Genomic DNA, 18,578 nt, shown 5'->3' on the forward strand with positions numbered 1-18,578 from the left:
TTTTATATTTTGGCAAGCCGCGGTAAGGAGAGCTTGTTCACTTGCATTATTCAATCCCCGTAACCGGCTTGAATCCGTAAATAAAACACGTCCGCCAACCCTCTTATGATTCATTGCTAAAAGCACTATCTCATCAAAAATCTCCTGAAAAATATTGGTATCCTTAAAACGATGTTGACGATTCCAGCTAATCGTGAAGTGATGTGGAACTGAATCCTTGAATTTTAACCCTAAAAACCAGGAATAGGCGACGTTTGTTTTTACTTCCCTTTCTAATTGAAGTTCTGAACGAATGCCATAAATGTAGCCAATAAACATCATTTTAATAAGAATAAGGGGATCAGTAGGGCGTCCGTTATCTTCACTTTAATAAGGACGAACTTTTTTTGAAGAAATGAAAAATCTATATATTTGTACATCAAGCGAAGGAGGTGATCATCTGGAACTAATTCATCAATAGATACAAATTCGTATTCATTTTGGCTAAACTTTTTTGGCCTTAAACATTGATTTTTCACCATTTATATTAATTTTATATTAGTTGAATGGAAGCTCTTTATTAAATAACAGACTGTTGATTGGAGCGGAAGGCGGCGTAGACTCCTGCGGGAGTACGGGGCTGGGGAGACCCCGCAGGCGCTTAGCGCCAAGGAGGCTCCCCGGCACGCCCGCGGAAAGCGAAGCCGCCTGGAGCGGAAATCAACAGACCTATTGAAAAGCCTATATATTAATAATATTAGATCTAATCAATGCGGTGAAATCTTAAAGGAATTATACAAAAATAAAAGGCCATCGAAAGTTTCTCGACAGCCAGAGACTCTTAAATAAGAGTCTGTTTTTTTTTACTTAAAAATAAAAACCCCTCTCCTAATTGAAGCAGGGGTCATGAAAACAGTAAAAGTAAACTGTAACATTCCGTTTCATTAATATTGTCAAAAAAGTATTATAGCTTCCAAGGAGGAAAGTCACTATTTTTTTGTTCTTCAAAATTTTTCATTCTGGAGTACGCGTTGCCTAGTTTAAATACTATAAATCCTTGAGGGCTCGTGGTTTTTACATGATTGTTTAACTCTTGAATTCTAATGTTTGTAAACATGTTTGCTACCTGGGCTAAACTTTCAATTGTATCCATTAATTCAGGGTGGTCACTGTAATTACTTTTAGCAATGGAGTTAATATAAGTAAGTTTATTTCTAATTCGTTCAAGCGTTTCGACATCAAACTGACCATTTTCCATAATTTTTCCTCTCCTTATATATTCAGCATATGGAAAAAAGCTAATTAAAGTACTGAAAAATGATAAATAAAAAGAAGTGGTTAAAGATTAGGAGGGAAGCATATCTAATTAGATTTATTGAATTAGTGTAGATTATTCTCGGTGGGAGAGATTAATAGTAAGGCGAGTTTTTTTATTCAATGGATTAAGGGAAAGTAACTGTTTATTTAGTGGAAAAAAGCGCTAGTAAGTCCAAGTGCAGCAAAGTTAAAAAAATAAATAAAAAGTACTATTAAAGTCATTGACATTAAAATATAATCAATGATAAAATATAAAATTTGATTATCGGATATGACTGTGGTATCCTTAATAAGATTACTAATATGGAGTAATTAGTAATCCACAAGAAATTTAGGAATGTGTAAAAGTTTTACCTCAATATGGATTTATTTGAAAAATGGGATCCTCTTCAACTCAAAAGATATCAAGAACTTCTTTATTTCATCACAATATTAGGTATTTTTCTTATTTCTTCTTCACAAAAACGATATTTTCCCGAATGAGTTAGTAAAAGTAATAATTTGGTTTTACATCCCTGATTCACACTGGCACGGTCACGGAGCCGTAAGGATGAAAGAGAGGCAGGGCTTTCGTTGTTTTAGGTATATCAATTTTTTATTATCGAGAATTTTCGAATTTTGATTTATGGACGGGATATTGCAGCATTAGTACTTTTCATTTCCTTTCCATCTTTTTAAGAAGACAAATGGCAAATAGTTAGTATAAACAACCATGTTCCTTCTTTGCTATATGAAACGTTTTATGTGATTACTGGATCGCCGTCTCACTTTTTTTAATACTTTGGTATTTGTTCTTATTTTAAGGATGAAATCCTACGATAAGGAAAAAGTTTTTGAAGGAATAAATAAATTGGAGGTATTACTTTTGGACAAATCAAAACTAATAAATGCAGTTTCAGTAAAATCGGGGATAACTAAAAAAGAGGCAGAATTAGCTGTAGAGACTGTAATCGATGTCATCACACAATCACTAGTTAGCGGAAAATCTTTTTCACTTATAGGGTTTGGCAAATTTGAGGTTTGCCAACGGGAAGCTCGTACTCGAATCCACCCTAAAACGGGGGAAGAATTCCTCACCAAAGCGGGTAAAGTCCCTGTTTTCCGGGTGAGCAAGTCATTGATACAACTAATGTAAGTTAAAGGCATATCCTTTTCTAAATTAAGATGTGCGAACGTTATGAAATAAGTATTTCTGCGTTAAACAGTACACTTCATATCTATAAAGTCATCTCCATGATTTTATCATGGGGATTTTTTTAAGGATGCGTGTAAGGGACGAAAGAGATATGAACACCGGATCTGCACGGTGGTCTTGTTTTTTTGTTGATCAAACGGTTCAGTATACTTCATTTACTTATGTTTAAAATAGGATGCGGCATAAACGTGTACTCCAAGCTTCAAACGTTCAAAAAGATTCATTATTAAAAGAGCGAATACAGAGATGCATTCAATCAAGAAATTTAGTCTAAAATAAAAAATAGTAAACAGATGAAGGGGTTTTTAGGTATGACAACATTTCAGGAAATAGGCATTAGTGAGCCTATTCAAAGAGCAATTACGGATATGGGATTTGAAGAAGCATCCCCTATTCAAGAGAAAGCCATTCCCGTAGCATTAACCGGGAAGGATATTATTGGTCAAGCACAGACAGGTACAGGAAAGACAGCCGCTTTCGCCATACCCATCTTGGAAAAAGTGGATACGAGTAAAAAATATGTTCAGGCGATTGCAATTGCCCCAACAAGAGAATTGGCTATTCAGGTTTCCGAAGAGATCAATCGGCTGGCTAAATACACCGGCATAACTTCTCTTCCTATTTATGGAGGGCAGTCTATTGATCGCCAAATCAAGGCATTAAAAAAAGGCCCTCACATCATTACGGGAACACCGGGAAGACTTTTGGACCACATTAAACGTAAAACGCTAAAGTTAGACCGCATCTCCGTTGTGGTTTTGGATGAAGCGGATGAAATGTTAGATATGGGCTTTCTGGAGGATATCGAACGAATCCTCAAAGAGACCCCTGAAGATAAACAAACCTTGTTGTTCTCAGCAACCATGCCTAAACCAATTCAAAATCTTGCTGAAAAGTTTATGAGAGATCCTGAGTTAGTAAAGATGAAAGCGAAGGAAGTTACCTCTCCAACTGTAAAGCAAGTTTATTATGAGGTTAATGAACGAGATAAATTTGAAGTGCTTTGTCGTCTATTAGATGTGTATAACCCAGATTTAGCCGTTATTTTTGGGAGAACTAAAAGACGCGTAGATGAATTAAGTGATGCGTTGAATAAAAGAGGGTATCTTGCTGAAGGATTGCACGGTGATTTAAATCAACGACAGAGAGATGTTGTCATGAATAAATTCCGTGACGGAAACATCGATATTTTGGTTGCCACCGATGTGGCTGCGAGGGGAATAGATGTTTCAGGGGTTACCCATGTCTACAATTTTGACATTCCTCAAGACCCAGAAAGCTATGTTCATCGAATTGGCAGAACGGGGCGAGCAGGTAAGACGGGCTTAGCCATTACGTTTGCTACACCAAGGGAAATTGGACAAATTCGCAGTATCGAGAAAGCCTCGAAAGGAAAGATTCAGCGAAAACCAATACCAACTGTTGCAGAGGCAAAAGAATCAATCCAGAGAGTCGCTTTAGAAAAGATGGTTCATTTGGTTGAAGAGGAAGAGTACAAAGAATTTAAACAATCAGCAGGCGAATTGCTTGAGCAATACGATGCGATCGCGTTGGTTTCAATTGCCTTGAAATTATTGTCGAAGGAACAGAGGGATGTTCCTGTTCAGCTAACTTCCGAAACACCGAGATATGCCAATAAGCCTAAAATAAAGGTAAAAGAAAAACGACGGGTTAACTATAAAGGGAATAAGCAATTTGGAAGAAAAGGTGAAAATAGCAAACGCCCTAAATCTTTATAATAGGATAAACGCAAATACTTGAATTCGAGCCTGCTATCTAAAGCAGGACGAGGAAGTAATATTTTTTTCAAATAGCGGAGGGATTTATTGCATGTATTCTTCAATAGCAGAATTTATCGACGATTGGACTCAAGAAGCTGCTTTAACTCAAAACGTATTGGATGCCTTGCAGAATAGTTCCTTGCAGCAGCAAGTTTCAACAGACGACCGGACATTAGGGAGAATAGCCTGGCATATTGTGACAAGCACACCCGGAATGTTAAACGAGTTTGGCATTCATGTTCCGCAAGTCGAAAACGCTGAAACCGTTCCACAATCGGCGAAAGAAATTGCAGGAGTATTTCGGAGAGTCACCACCGACACTGCTCACGCTGTAAAGGAACAATGGACCGGCGCTTCTCTTACTGAAGAGGTGAATGTGTTTGGAAGGACAATGACGAAGGGGACAACCCTCTTATTACTAATTAAGCACATGATTCATCATCGCGGTCAAATGACGATTCTCATGCGTCAGGCCGGAGTAAGGGTTCCCGATATTTATGGGCCAGCTAGAGAAGGATGGGCGCAGATAGGAATGGATGCTCCAACCATATAGAGAAAAATCGCTAAGGTACTATTAAATTATAGTACCTTTTTTATTGAAACATTCCCTCTTATTTATTTGAAAGCTTTGATAGTAAACTTCAACAGCGCGGTTATCAATGCCAATAGAGCACTCCAAACTTTATTAAGCAATTTAATGGAATTAGAAAGGAAAACAAGGTAATCTGTAACAGTGTATTTTACATTGAAGCAGGGGAGTTGGATAAATGGAGAGTTCAGGCAATAAGCAATCGATGATTGTGGGACTTTTGCTCGCAGGAACATTTATTGCCATTTTAAATCAAACACTGATGATAACAGCAATACCCCCGATCATGGATGAAATGAACATTACTGCAAATAGTGCACAATGGCTGACGACAGTCTTTATGCTTGTAAATGGGATTATGATTCCAATCAGTGCTTTTTTATTAGAACGATTTACGACGCGGCAATTATTTCTTTCAGCAATGAGTATTTTCGCCGTAGGAACAGTTGTCGGCGGAATTGCTCCTAATTTTGAAATCCTCCTATTAGGCAGAGTGATTCAGTCGATTGGAGCGGGGGTAATGCTGCCGTTAATGACAACGGTATTTTTATTGATTTTTCCAGTTAATAAGCGCGGTGCCGCAATGGGGCTTGTAGGGCTTGTTATTTCCTTTGCACCCGCCATTGGGCCAGCCTTGTCCGGATGGGTAACATCACATTATTCATGGAGGGTGTTATTTTTAATCATTTTGCCTATTGCTATAATTGATATTTTTGTTGCATACCTTACCTTGAAAAATGTCACCGAGATTTCTAAACCAAAAGTGGATGTACTTTCAATCCTCCTATCCTCATTAGGTTTCGGCGGGCTTCTATATGGGTTTACATCTGCAGGGAATTACGGATGGTCACATACTGCAACTAGTGGATCACTTACAATTGGAAGTATATCATTGCTGCTATTTATATTCCGCCAGATACGACTAAGTCATCCCATGCTGGAATTCCGTGTTTTTACGTTTACCATTTTTCCATTTGCTGTTGGAATTGGAATGATTGGGTTTATGGGCTTAATAGGGGCTGAAACCATTATCCCGCTGTTTATGCAGCGGATGGCAGGGTTTTCTGCCTTTGAAGCGGGGCTTGCTTTACTGCCTGGTGCTCTAATCAGCGGGTTCATGTCCCCGATTGTCGGAAGAATATTTGATAAAATTGGGGCGAGATGGCTTGTAATGATTGGTTTAACAGTAATGACTGCAGCATCATTTGCGTTTACTCATTTAAGTCCGTCGACCACATTAACCTATATTACAATTCTGTATGGGATTCGGATGTTCGGTCTTTCAATGGTCATGATGCCGGTGGCAACAGCTGCTTTAAACCAGCTGCCGAAGAGATTAATTCCCCATGGGGCTGCGATGGATAATACCATGAAAATGATTGCGGCCTCAGTAGGAACCGCTATTCTTGTAACAGTTATGACGACAACATCTGAAGCAGCAAAACAAAACCCTGACATTGCCTATCCGGATATTCATGGCGCTAATATCGCTTTTATAGTGGTTTCCATACTTTCTTTACTCGGGCTGATTCTATCATTTTTCATAAAGTATAGCCGACAGGCCGACGATGAAGCGGCGGATAGAAAAAAACAAAGGAATGTTCAGATGAAACTTCAAGAATAAAAAAATTAGGGTCAGTCCCCAGGTTACTAATGGTTTAAAGTACCGGGGGACTGACCCTTTTTTGAGACTTCTTAAGCTATTTCCTGCTGAAAACAAGGATCATTGAAATAGATAACTTCAGAAAGGATTTTACATCCTTCCATGGTATTGAGAGCTTCTCTTGCTTCTTCTTCCGTATCAAATTCAAATTGAGAAATATTCGAATCTACATAACGAGTAATAATCCACATTAAAAAAATCCCTCCAGGTTATTTAAGGTTTATTCCGTCAATACGTTATTAATTGCTATGAAGTAATGATAATGTAATAATGGAAATAAATAAAATTCTAAAAGATTATAATGTGATATAAAAAAAATTTATATGGAAGAATTAGGGTGAGGATAGTGGATTATCGTGATTGGGAAATACTAAAGGTCCTGTATAGTCAGAAGAATCTAACGAAAGCAGCGCGCCTTTTGTTTATAACCCAACCCGCATTAACCAACCGATTAAAGCAAATGCAGGAAGAATTAGGGGTCAAAATAGTAACCCGTGAAAGCAGGGGAGTCCATTTTACCCCAGAGGGGGAATATCTTGTTCGATGCGCTGATGATATCCTAGCTCATTATAACAAAATAAAAGAACATGTCAGGAATATGAGTAATCAGGCAGGGAATGAAATTGCTGGAACACTGAAATTGGGTGTCTCTAACTTTTTTGCGAATTATGAACTGCCGCATATTTTGAAATTATTTAAAGGCCAGTACCCCCATGTGGATTTTAAAGTCATTACGGGCTGGAGTAAGGATGTAACAAAACTAATACACAACAAGGATGTTCATATTGGCTTTGTTCGTGGTGATTATAGCCCACGAGGACTTAAGAAATATTTATTATTAGAAGAAACGGTGTCTGTAACATCCAAAGAAGTGATTGATCTTGTGGAATTACCTAATCTCCCTAGAATTGACTATAGCGGAGATTTCTTATTAAAAACATTAATTGATAATTGGTGGGCCGAGAACTATATACAACCTCCTTTTATTAGTATTGAAGTGGACCAGGTAGATACTTGTAAGAAAATGGTTTTAAATGGGTTGGGCTATGGCATAATACCGAGCCGAATGCTCATAGATACAGAGGATTTATATAAAATTGATTTAATGGACCAAGATGGAAACCCAATATTACGCAGAACCTGGATGTATTACCATATGGAATCCTTGGAATGGAATGTCGTAAAGGCTTTTGTAAATTTTATTGAGACAATGGCGACAGATTGAAGAAGTTGCGGTTAGTACCTTCCTTCTCCATGAAGCAAAATTTTTAAGAATTAGGAAAATTTATAGACTATTCGCTCAATAATGTTTAAAATTTATATATTATTGCTCCACAAAATATGATAGTAATATTTATACAACGACGGAGTAAAACTTTTAATAGATTTTGGAGGCAGCTATGAACTTTGTTAGTACACGCGGAAATGTTAGTAAAATCGGATTTATTGATACAGTCTTAATGGGACTGGCAAATGACGGGGGACTTTTAGTACCAGAGAAAATCCCACAGATTTCTGCAGAGAAATTGGAATCTATGTCAAAGCTTTCTTATCAGGAATTAGCATTCGAAATTTTTTCCTACTATGTTAATGGGGAAATTCCAGAAGCAGAGCTAAAAACATTAATTGAGAAAAGCTATGCAACCTTCCGATCTCCTGAAGTCACGCCTGTTCAAAAGGTAAAAGATAACATGTATGTACTGGAGCTTTTCCATGGTCCAACCTTTGCGTTTAAAGATATTGCCCTGCAATTCTTAGGTAACTTATATTCCTATGTATCTAAAAAGACAGGGGAACCTATCCATATTCTTGGCGCCACGTCAGGCGATACCGGTGCATCTGCCATTGAGGGTGTAAGAGGAAAAGAAGGCATTCGAATTTGTATCTTACATCCACATGGAAAAGTAAGTAAAGTACAAGAACTGCAAATGACAACTGTTGATGATCCTAGTGTATTAAATTTAGCCATCCAAGGAACGTTTGATGATGGTCAAAGAATTATTAAGGAATTGTTTGCAGATTTAGATTTAAAAAACAAATACCATTTACGTGCTATTAATTCCATTAACTTTGTCCGTATATTGGCGCAAACGGTATATTATTTCTATGCGTATTTCCATGTGAAAAAAGAAAGGGATTTACGGAGCATTAACTTTAGTGTACCGACAGGAAACTTTGGAGACGTCTTTGCTGGGTATCTTGCAAAGAAAATGGGACTTCCGGTTGGAAAGCTGATCGTTGCGACGAACGAGAACAATATTTTAGAACAATTTATTCAAACTGGGGTATACATGCCAGGTGTGTTCCAAAGTACCTACAGCCCTTCGATGGATATCCAGGTAGCCAGCAATTTTGAGCGCTATCTCTATTACTTGCTTGATGAAAATCCAAGCGAAGTGACAACCTTAATGGAGAAATTCAAGACAGAAGGCAAAATTGTCGTGAGTGAGGAGCAGCTCCGTCAAGTGCAGCTAGACTTTGCGGCATATGGAGTCGAAGGGGGAGAATGCCTCCAAACCATCCGTAAGTACCATGCTCAAACAGGTTATTTATTAGATCCTCATACCGCATGCGGGGTTGCTGCTTACGAATCTTGCAATGAGCCTGATGAGGTTTGTGTTACTCTTGCAACAGCTCACCCGGCAAAATTTAATGAATCGATTGAGCGTTGTGAGATCCAGCAGACATTCCCTGAACAAATCAGCCAATTGTTCAATAAACAACAGCATCTTGAGGTTGTGGAAGCGGAAAACGAGGAAATCGTTTATCATGTAGAAAAGCTTTTTAGTTTTTCAGCTAAATAATACTTCTAGAAATTTAGGGTCAGTCCTCGGCAGTGGGAGGACTGACCCTATTTTTGACCATTTAACTTCAGTAGGCAGGGGTCAAAAATAGAGATTCTCCTGATTAACCTGTATAATCAGGAATGGGAGTTGAAGCAAATGAATAAAAAAGACATTGCTAATATCCGCAAGGAATTTAAATTAGACAATCATCGAATGAATATCCGAGAAATCTTCAATGTTTATGTGAAAAAAGAATCCGGCGAAATTTACCATCAAGTCAGCCGCCCTTTTCAAATGTTAGATCAAGAAACACAGGAATTATTTTTGGCAAACTTTAAAAAGGTTTTGACAGGCCATCTTGATGCCAAGCTTTTTGAACTGAAATTTATGCGTGATGTGGATTATAGTACACAAATGATTCTATTTGAAGGGTTACAGGCGGACTCGGCAGATTGGCAGGATAACATGCTGGACATAGTTGGGAAAATGTTTGCTCATGCCGTTTATGAATTTGATACGGTGGTGACATTTATCCGTGGAGAATATCGAAAACCGACTAGGAAACGGAATCAGGAATCCGAAGAAGGCGGCGATGATGAAGTTTATTCCAATCAGTTTACACTTTGCAGCCTTAATAAAACGGACCTGCCGAAAAAAGCCTTGCTGTTTGATTATATCGAAAAGGAATTTAAACCCTCTCATCTCGTTGATCCGATTATTAATTTAGACTCTCCTATGTCAGGCTTTCTGTTCCCGGCTTTTAACGACAACGCCGCAGATGTAAACCATATTCTTTATTGTGCTGGGAAAGTGAATCAACCAGATTTCACCTTTATTGAAAAGGTTCTTGATTGTGAAGATATTTTTACGGCACAGGATGATAAGGACTGCTTTGACTTTATTTTAAAAGAGGTAATTGGTGACGAAGTGGACTCCGCGGTCATTTCAAATGTTTATGAGGAAATCGATCGAGTGGTACAGGAAAGCCAGGAAAAAGAAGAAAGTGAAATCCCAACCTTGGATCATCGCGACATCGAACGAATTTTAACTGTTAGCGGAGTTGAAAATGTTGAACCCGCAAAAGTGGAGCATGCCTTTAAAAAGGTTGTCTCTGATGAAAAACATGAGTTCAAAGCAACTAGTTTAATCCCTAAAAATATAAAAATTAGCACTAAAGTGGCGAATGTAACCATCGACCCGAAAGACCTGAAAAATCTAAAATATATTACATACGAGGGAAAACGGTGCCTGCTGCTCGAGGTTGATGAAGAGGTCGTCGTCGAAGGATTTCGTCTGGAATCGAAGTCCCTCTAAGGACTAGGATAGCAAAATGTCGGTAAAGACTATTACAGTTTGATTCTACGCAAAGGAGTGCATGGAAGTGCCGCATTTATTTATTAGAGGAATTTCAGTTGAACAGGTTAAAACCATTAGCAGACCATTAGTACAAGAATTGGCCGAGCTATGCGAATGTGGAACAGACAATTTTACACTTGAAGTGGTTAATTCTACGTTTGTTTTTGATGGGAAAGAGGTCCCGGGGTATCCATTTATTGAAGTAAAATGGTTTGAACGCGGACAGGCTGTACGAGATCAATTTGCCAACATTATCACGAAGTATGTTCATTCACTTGAGGTCCCAGAGGTGGAAATAGCCTTTAGTACTTTCAAGGAGTCTGAGTATTATTTTAATGGAAAGAGTTTTGCAACTGAATAATTTGGTTTTTGAAAAGGCAAAAGACAGTTCCGAAGAGCCGGAAACTGTCTTTTTTTCTAAACGGCTGATGTACAGTTAGTCAATCAAGGTCAAGATGTGTATGTAACAGACCGTTCCTTCTTAGTTATTATAAATTGGTAAAATGATTTGAAACGTTGTTAAATCATCATTAGATGTGCATGTAATTTTACCATTATGCCTTTCTACAATATTTTTAACGACGAATAACCCGATTCCTGTACCTAATTTCTTTGTGGTATAAAACGGTTCAAAAATAAATTTGACAGCATCTGGATTTATAGTAGGACCGTTGTTAGAAATACTGATCTTGATTTGATTATCCTCAACATCTGTATAGATGCTAATTTTTCTCTGGTTTTCTGCCTCACTTACCGCATCAACAGCATTCATTAATAGGTTTAGAAAAACTTGCTTTAATTCATTTCTATCACCGGTTACCTTGGTATTGGCATCTATATTGGAAGTCACTTGTATATTACCATTAACAATACTTGGATATAAGAAATCAATTACTTCTTCTATTAAAAATTTAATCTTAATCTCTTCGTTTTTACTTTCATTTACGGTATTCATTTTTGAGGTGTGAAGGAATTGAGTTATTCTAAATTTTAGCTGGTCAAGCTCTTTACTAATAACATCTAAATAGGGTAATCGTGGATGATCGTTTTTTAATAGCTTGATAAATCCAATCACAGAAGTAAGAGGGTTTCGGAATTCATGAACAAAGCTGGATGACATTTGTCCAAGAATAGACAATCGGTCCTTATGGGTTTGTGAAATAAATACGTTTTTTTCTTGTAGTTTCATATCTTTTAATTCAGTGTATTTTGAAACAGCATAATAACAGAATAAATCAAACTGGTTGTTTATTAAGTCGACGATTGATTGTAACTCTTTCAACGCAATTCCAGAATGATTTACACATCTTACAATAATACTCCTGCCAAGATTCACATTATAAACAAATTCCCCAATGTTGATATCGGCTTCCACTCGTTCCTTAGCCACTTTGAAAGCCAATATTTTAAGATCATTCTTTGACATTTTATTTATAATTGAATTAGTTATTACCTCATACATTAAACGGCCGTTTCTTCTAATCAATTCAATATTATCTTGATTTTTATTAACAATGATTTGTTCTTCCCATAAATCTAAAAATACTTGTTCATTAGTTTTAAGTATATGAACTAATTTCTTATATCCGCTGTCCATTCGTAAATTTATCTCCATAACAAGCCTGCTTTCTGTTTGGTGAAAAATAAGATTTATGAGTAAGAGTTTGCTCCTCTGGTTGACTCATTCTAAACCAGCTTTCTTAAAGAAAATATATCATAAAAATTTGAATCTTCATACAGCAATTGTTGTCGAAAGCTGTTTAGCTTGTCTTTTTTGTAAAAGACAAGTATTTGTCTAATAATCCGAAAATATTGAATAATAAAAATACTATTGTTAAAATTACCATATGAACTTCATTTAATCATAATACGACAATAGAAAGGAATTCAAAGGATGAATTTTGAACATCTGAAAGTTTTCCATACTGTAGCACGAGAAAAAAGCTTTTCAAAAGCAGCAAAAACTCTACATATGTCTCAACCCAATATCAGTCTTCAAATCCGCCAGCTTGAAGAATCTCTTCATACGAAACTATTTAAAAGAACGACTAGGAAGGTAGATTTAACTCAAACCGGTGAGATTTTATTTCAATCGGCCGAAAAAATATTTTATATTATTCATCAAACCCAAAAAGATATTACTCTTTTATCTAATTCCACTCATGGTGTATTACATATAGGTGCCAGTCTAACGATGGGAGAGCATATCCTTCCACAGGTTATAGGAAATTATAAAAAAGAATTTCCTCATGTTCAAATTGTATTAGAAATCAACAATTCAGAACAAATAATTGAAAAACTAGTAAACGAGAAAATTCATATCGGATTTGTACAATCTATGATCCATTACCCGGAATATCGCCAACGTATTTTTTTTGAGGATGAGTTAATCATTATAGCGGCGAATGACTTTGTTCTGAGGGATTCGCTAGATCCTAGTAGCAGCCTGTATCTTGATGATCTTTACAAATTACCGTTTATCTTTCGCGAAGCACGTTCTGGTACGAGACAATTATTTGAAGAGCAGCTAATTAAAAATAATATTGATCCAAGCAAAATGAATATTATTCTTGAACTTGATAATACCCAGTCTATAAAATCAGCAGTAGAAGCGGGAATTGGTATTTCAATCATGTCAAAAGCCTCTGTCCAGCATGAATTGTCATTAAAAACACTCCGTCAGTTATCGATTCAAGGTCTAAATTTAAAGAGATACTTTTATTCCGTTTATGATGAAAAAAAATTAACACCGGCAAGTGAATCCTTTTTAACCTTTATCCACAAGGAACTTTAATCACGACTTCCTCTTATAATAGAGGTGGTCTTTTTTAAACTTATTGGCTGTCCCGATAAGATTCATAAATATTTCAGATAAATCTAATATTATATCTGAATATATTAAATATTCAAAATATATTGAATTACTTGGACTCCATCCGGTAATATAAAGACTACAAGCTCAACCTTTAAAGCTGAGTTAGTAAACCATGAACTTAATGGAGGGGAATCCATGGAAGAAGTAAAAAACCTGGTCGAGGTAAATGTTCAAGAAACAGTTACAGAAATGGTCAAAAAAGCAAGAGAGGCTATGAAAATCTTCTATAGCTACAGCCAGGAACAGGTCGACGAAGTCGTGCAAGCTGTTGCTTGGGCGATCTATAAGCCGGGCCATGCAGAAAGTCTGGCCGAACTTGCCTTAAAGGATACAGGCGTAGGACGTTACGAAGATAAAGTCCTTAAAAAGCGCCGCAAAACAATGGGAACATTACGCGACCTTAAAGGAGTAAAATCTGTCGGTGTAATAAATATAGACGTAGCAAAAGGAATCACGGAAATTGCCAAACCAGTCGGAGTCGTAGCAGCTGTCGTACCATCTACAAACCCAGGAGCCACACCTGCGAATATCGCCATGATGGCTTTAAAAGGGCGAAATGCCATTATCATCGCGCCTTCACCAAAAGGACATTCCACAAGTCAATTACTTCTCAATTATATACACGAAGAATTCGAAAAAATCGGTGCACCAAAAGATCTATTCCAAATACTACCCGCCCCTGTCAATAAAGCGATTACAAAAGAATTAATGAGTCAGGCTGATTTTATCACAGTAACTGGGTCTGCCAACAATGTTCATAACGGCCAGACAAGCGGCAAGCCCAATGCCTGTGTTGGGGCAGGCAATGTCGTTTCCATTGTAGATAGGACTGCCAGTATTGAAGAGACCGCACGTAAAATTTTCTTAAGTAAAACCTTCGATAATGCTACAAGCTGCTCAAACGATAACTCCGTTGTCATTGAAGCAGCCATCTATGAAGAAATGATAGAGGCATTGAAAAAACAAGGCGGATACCTTTGTAATGCGGAGGAAAAACGACAGCTGCAAGAAGCCATGTGGGTTGATGGGAAAAGAAATTCACGTACCCTGGCAAAAGATCCAATAGTAATAGCGCAGGAGGCAGGTTTAATTCATCCGGATGCTCAAGCAGCCAACTTTTTCATGGTAGAAGAAAGTGGAATTGGAAAGGACTATCCTTTCTCCGGGGAAAAATTAGCTGTTGTCTTAACCGTTTATAAAGCTGATGACTTCCAAGAAGCTATTAAAATATCAAAGGATATTCTAAATTACCAAGGAAGAGGCCATTCGTGCGGACTCCATTCTACCGATGAAAAAAATATTGAGCAAATTGGATATGAAATGGATGTGTGCAGGCTGCTCATTAACCAAGTTCAAGTGTTTGGTAATGGCGGTAATTTTAATAATGGGCTAAACTTTACGCTTTCCATGGGAGGCGGCACATGGGGCGGCAATAACATCGGAGAAAACTTATCCTATAAACATTTTCTTAATATCACTAGAGTATCTCGGGTCATTCCGGAGGTTGTTCCGACAGAAGAAGAATTGTGGGGAAATTATTGGAATAAATACGGCAAATAAAGCGAGGTGTGATGATGAAATTATTTGAATATCAGGCAAAAGAACTTTTTGAACAAATTCAAATTCCAGTCCCAAATCGTGTATTGATCGAAAATCCTGAGGAAATGGCAAAAGCAACTGATGAAATCGGATTCCCTTGTGTTCTAAAAGCTCAGGTACTGCAAGGAGGAAGGGGGAAAGCAGGGCTTATAAAGCTAGTTTCAACTATTGATGAAGCACACCTCCAAGCAGAAGCTATTTTTTCTAAAGCTCAAAACATGTCAGGACTTTTGATTGAAGAGGCTCTCCAAATCGATAAAGAGCTGTACGTTTCCATTACTGCGGATCCGGTGTCAGGCACCGCGATGATGATGGCCTGTTCAGAAGGCGGGATCGATATTGAAGAAATCGCCAAAAACATCCCTGAAAAAATTCATAAAATTACTATTGATCTTTCACAGGGCATCCAGACCTATCAGGTACGCGGGCTCCTTTATGAGATGGGGCTTGATGATAGATTAATTGGCACCGGAACTAAATTATTAATGGATTTATACCATGTTTTTAGAAACCATGAAGCAGAATTGGTTGAAATCAATCCATTGATTGTCACAAAAGATGGGAAATTAATGGCGGGCGACGGAAAAATTAGTATCGATGATAATGCTTTATTTAGACATCCACAGTTTCAAGTGACTAGAGCTTATTATGAAAACGATGCAGAATTTGAAGCTGCTGAAGAAGGGATACCTTATATCCAGTTTGACGGGGATATTGGACTGATGTGTGCGGGTGCTGGCTTAACGAATACCGTATTTGATCTCGTTAATGATTATGGAGGAAATGTAGCGAACTATCTGGAGTTTGGCGGTCCCAATTATCATAAAGCCAAAAAAGCGATGGAAATCATGATGAAAAATGATATTAAGGTATTACTTATTGTTACGTTTGGGACAATTGCCAGAGCGGATGTCATGGCGGAAGGAATCGTTGAAGCTATGAAAGAACTAAACCCTCCATTTCCAATTGTGGCAGCCGTTCGCGGCACAGGGGAAGAAAAAGCGCATGAGCTCCTGCGAAGTGTGAACATTGATCCATTAATTGATACTGAACAAGCGGTCATTAAGGCCATTGCACTATCAGGAGGTGTTAAACAATGAGTATTATTTTAGATCAGTCCACCCGTGTATTAGTGCAGGGCATTACCGGGAAGGAAGGCAGCTTCTGGACAAAACATATGATCGATTACGGGACAAATGTTGTAGCAGGTGTAACGCCAGGCAGAGAAGGTCAAAACGTTGCAGGTGTACCTGTTTTTCATACAGTAAAAAGAGCTGTAAGAAATATTCCTGTAGAGGCATCTCTTCTGTTTGTACCACCCCGTTTTGCAAAGGAAGCATTATTTGAGGCGCTAGAGGCAGGGATCAAGAAAGTAGTGATTTTGTGTGACGGCATTCCTCTCCATGATGCCATTCAAATGAGAAAGGCAGCCATCAGCGCTGGTGCTATGGTAATTGGCGGGAATACGTCGGGGATCATTTCTATGGGGCAGGCCATGATGGGATTTTTTCCGTATTGGCTGGAACGTGTTTACAAGCCCGGTCGGATTGGTATCATGACCCGAAGCGGCTCACTGACAAATGAAATCACTGCAGAAGTGGTAAGAGCCGGTTTTGGAGCTTCTTCACTAATCGGAATTGGCGGGGATCCCGTGCCGCTAACTAGGTTTGCCGAGGTACTTCCATTATTTGAAGAGGATCCGAATACAGACGCAGTCGTTTTGATTGGCGAATTAGGAGGGACGATGGAAGAAGAGGTTGCCGAAGCAATCGAAAATAAAATATTTACGAAACCTCTTGTAGCCTTTTTAGGGGGCAGAACGGCACCAAAAGGGAAAAAGATGGGGCATGCCGGTGCCATTATCACTGCTGGAAAAGGGACTGTTAAAGATAAAATGATCGCCTTAAAAAATGCAGGGGCACTTGTGGCAGAACGACCTAGACAGGTTGGTACGTTATTAGAAAGTATCTTAGCATCGAAGATTTAATGAATTGTAAGCGCTTAAAAGGTAATATTCCAACTCTAAATAATCGGAATATTACCTTCCTTTTCATCATACAAATGTAAGCGTTTTAATTATTTGCTATTAAGGAAGGCAAATCCAAATTATAGGGGGAAGGGTATGAAGAAAAAAATCACGGTTGGAAATAAAGTGTTATTTCTTCTATGTGCTATGTACTTCATCACCTACATTGATCGGGTTAATATTGCCACAGCAGCTCCATTTATAAAGGAAGATTTGGGTTTATCCACAACGGAAATGGGTTTTATTTTATCTGCCTTTGCTTATCCATATGCGCTTCTTCAAATATTTGGCGGCTGGATCGGCGATAAAGCAGGCGCTAAAAAGACTCTTACATTTGTAGGAATAATTTGGGCTGCCACCACCGCGTTAACAGGCATGGTCACGGGATTAGTAAGTGCCATTTTAGTAAGAATCGGTCTTGGTTTTGGAGAAGGGGCTGCGTTTCCTACGGCTACAAAAGCGATGGCACAATGGCTTCCAAAGGAAAAATTCGGATTTGCACAGGGGATTGTCCATTCTGCTTCAAGGCTAGGAAATGCAGTTGCACCACCAGTTATTGCTTTACTGATCGTTGCTTTCGGCTGGAGAGAGTCATTTTTCATCATGGGAGCGATTAGTGTACTTTGGATTATTGCATGGCATTGGTATTTTAAAGAAAACCCTAAAGATCATCCCAAAATTACTCAGGAGGAATTAGAGAAATTACCTGTTTTTGAAGAGAAGAGTCAACAAAGCAAAAAAGTTGTTCCTTGGAAAAAGCTATTTAAAAGAATTCTCCCTGTTACCTTTGTCGATTTTTGCTATGGATGGACATTATGGGTATATTTAACCTGGCTTCCTTCGTTTTTATTTACTGCTTATAATTTGGATATTAAGAAATCGGCATTATTTGCTGCAGGAATTCTTTTGTCTGGGGTCATCGGCGATACACTTGGCGGAGTTTTATCAGATAAAATTTATGTGAAGACAAATAACTTGAAGCTTGCTCGCCGTTCTATTCTTGTTGTAGGTTTAACAGGTTCCTTAATCTTTTTATTACCGACATTATTTGTGCATAACCTAACCTGGATTGCCATTTCCATGAGTTTAGCATTCTTTTTCCTTGAGCTTTGTAATGCCAATTTATGGGCCATTCCAATGGATATTGCACCGAATTATTCAGGAACCGCTAGCGGTATGATGAATACCGGATTTGGGGTAGCCGGCATGATATCACCAGTTGCCTTCGGATTTTTAATTTCATTTTCCGGTAACTGGCAGGTTCCATTTATCATGTCGGTCTTGTTATTGTTAATCGGTGTTTTTGTAACATTTACCATTGATCCATCAAAAAAATTAGAAGTTGAACCTGACCAGCCTGGGACAGATATCTCGAGTCAAATCTAAGATTTAGATAAAAAATAGACACGACT

General features: G+C 38.0%; 16 protein-coding genes and 1 pseudogene. 13 read left to right on the forward strand and 4 right to left on the reverse strand.

Features of this window, described 5'->3' with window-relative positions:
* Nucleotides 1–521 (reverse strand): annotated as a pseudogene (locus tag IE222_RS26375) (transposase); the annotation flags it as partial.
* A 422-nt stretch (nucleotides 522–943) separates the two neighbouring features.
* Nucleotides 944–1,237, reverse strand: a complete 294-nt coding sequence (locus IE222_RS12245) for a hypothetical protein (protein ID WP_191273160.1) — start codon at nucleotides 1,235–1,237, stop codon at nucleotides 944–946.
* Nucleotides 1,238–2,161: 924 nt separating this feature from the next.
* Here IE222_RS12245 and IE222_RS12250 point away from each other — a divergent pair.
* The 4 genes from IE222_RS12250 (at nucleotide 2,162) to IE222_RS12265 (ending at nucleotide 6,485) form a co-directional block, all read left to right on the forward strand.
* Nucleotides 2,162–2,431: an HU family DNA-binding protein gene (locus tag IE222_RS12250; protein WP_191273339.1), complete on the forward strand. Its 270-nt coding sequence runs from the start codon at nucleotides 2,162–2,164 to the stop codon at nucleotides 2,429–2,431.
* A gap of 371 nt (nucleotides 2,432–2,802) precedes the next feature.
* A complete protein-coding gene (cshA, locus tag IE222_RS12255) occupies nucleotides 2,803–4,230 on the forward strand; it encodes a degradosome RNA helicase CshA (RefSeq protein WP_191273162.1) in 1,428 nt (475 codons plus the stop codon).
* A gap of 91 nt (nucleotides 4,231–4,321) precedes the next feature.
* Nucleotides 4,322–4,825 carry a DinB family protein gene (locus IE222_RS12260; RefSeq protein ID WP_191273164.1) on the forward strand — a complete coding sequence of 168 codons (504 nt, stop codon included), beginning with the start codon at nucleotides 4,322–4,324 and terminating at the stop codon, nucleotides 4,823–4,825.
* Nucleotides 4,826–5,039: 214 nt separating this feature from the next.
* Entirely contained in the window at nucleotides 5,040–6,485 is a 1,446-nt protein-coding gene (locus IE222_RS12265; RefSeq protein WP_191273166.1) for a DHA2 family efflux MFS transporter permease subunit, read from the forward strand.
* Nucleotides 6,486–6,556: 71 nt separating this feature from the next.
* Here the strand turns inward: IE222_RS12265 and IE222_RS12270 are convergent, their stop codons facing one another.
* Complete coding sequence (locus tag IE222_RS12270) at nucleotides 6,557–6,715, reverse strand: HEPN domain-containing protein (protein WP_191273168.1); 159 nt, start codon at nucleotides 6,713–6,715, stop codon at nucleotides 6,557–6,559.
* A 155-nt stretch (nucleotides 6,716–6,870) separates the two neighbouring features.
* Between IE222_RS12270 and IE222_RS12275 the strand changes: the two genes are divergently transcribed.
* The 4 genes from IE222_RS12275 (at nucleotide 6,871) to IE222_RS12290 (ending at nucleotide 11,027) form a co-directional block, all read left to right on the forward strand.
* Entirely contained in the window at nucleotides 6,871–7,749 is an 879-nt protein-coding gene (locus IE222_RS12275; protein ID WP_191273170.1) for a LysR family transcriptional regulator, read from the forward strand.
* Between the two features lie 175 nt (nucleotides 7,750–7,924).
* Entirely contained in the window at nucleotides 7,925–9,328 is a 1,404-nt protein-coding gene (thrC, locus tag IE222_RS12280; RefSeq protein WP_191273172.1) for a threonine synthase, read from the forward strand.
* A gap of 138 nt (nucleotides 9,329–9,466) precedes the next feature.
* Nucleotides 9,467–10,624, forward strand: a complete 1,158-nt coding sequence (locus IE222_RS12285; RefSeq protein WP_191273174.1) for a DUF4317 domain-containing protein — start codon at nucleotides 9,467–9,469, stop codon at nucleotides 10,622–10,624.
* Between the two features lie 67 nt (nucleotides 10,625–10,691).
* On the forward strand, nucleotides 10,692–11,027 hold the full coding sequence (locus IE222_RS12290; RefSeq protein WP_191273175.1) for a DUF1904 family protein: 336 nt from the start codon (nucleotides 10,692–10,694) through the stop codon (nucleotides 11,025–11,027).
* A 120-nt stretch (nucleotides 11,028–11,147) separates the two neighbouring features.
* Here the strand turns inward: IE222_RS12290 and IE222_RS12295 are convergent, their stop codons facing one another.
* Nucleotides 11,148–12,281, reverse strand: coding sequence for a histidine kinase N-terminal domain-containing protein (locus IE222_RS12295; RefSeq protein ID WP_191273178.1), 1,134 nt, complete (start codon nucleotides 12,279–12,281; stop codon nucleotides 11,148–11,150).
* A gap of 279 nt (nucleotides 12,282–12,560) precedes the next feature.
* Here IE222_RS12295 and IE222_RS12300 point away from each other — a divergent pair, with 279 nt between their 5' ends.
* From IE222_RS12300 to IE222_RS12320, 5 genes are all read left to right on the forward strand, one after another.
* On the forward strand, nucleotides 12,561–13,460 hold the full coding sequence (locus IE222_RS12300; protein WP_191273180.1) for a selenium metabolism-associated LysR family transcriptional regulator: 900 nt from the start codon (nucleotides 12,561–12,563) through the stop codon (nucleotides 13,458–13,460).
* Nucleotides 13,461–13,676: 216 nt separating this feature from the next.
* Entirely contained in the window at nucleotides 13,677–15,101 is a 1,425-nt protein-coding gene (gene sauS / locus IE222_RS12305) for an acylating sulfoacetaldehyde dehydrogenase (RefSeq protein ID WP_191273182.1), read from the forward strand.
* An 11-nt stretch (nucleotides 15,102–15,112) separates the two neighbouring features.
* A complete protein-coding gene (locus tag IE222_RS12310) occupies nucleotides 15,113–16,240 on the forward strand; it encodes a succinate--CoA ligase subunit beta (RefSeq protein WP_223282676.1) in 1,128 nt (375 codons plus the stop codon).
* Entirely contained in the window at nucleotides 16,237–17,127 is an 891-nt protein-coding gene (sucD, locus tag IE222_RS12315; protein ID WP_191273186.1) for a succinate--CoA ligase subunit alpha, read from the forward strand. The genes IE222_RS12310 and sucD overlap by 4 nt, the downstream gene beginning before the upstream one ends.
* A 135-nt stretch (nucleotides 17,128–17,262) precedes the next feature.
* Complete coding sequence (locus tag IE222_RS12320; RefSeq protein WP_191273188.1) at nucleotides 17,263–18,552, forward strand: MFS transporter; 1,290 nt, start codon at nucleotides 17,263–17,265, stop codon at nucleotides 18,550–18,552.
* Nucleotides 18,553–18,578: the final 26 nt, after the last annotated feature.

The organism is Neobacillus kokaensis (assembly GCF_014656545.1).
GTDB classification, from domain to species: domain Bacteria; phylum Bacillota; class Bacilli; order Bacillales; family Cytobacillaceae; genus Neobacillus; species Neobacillus kokaensis.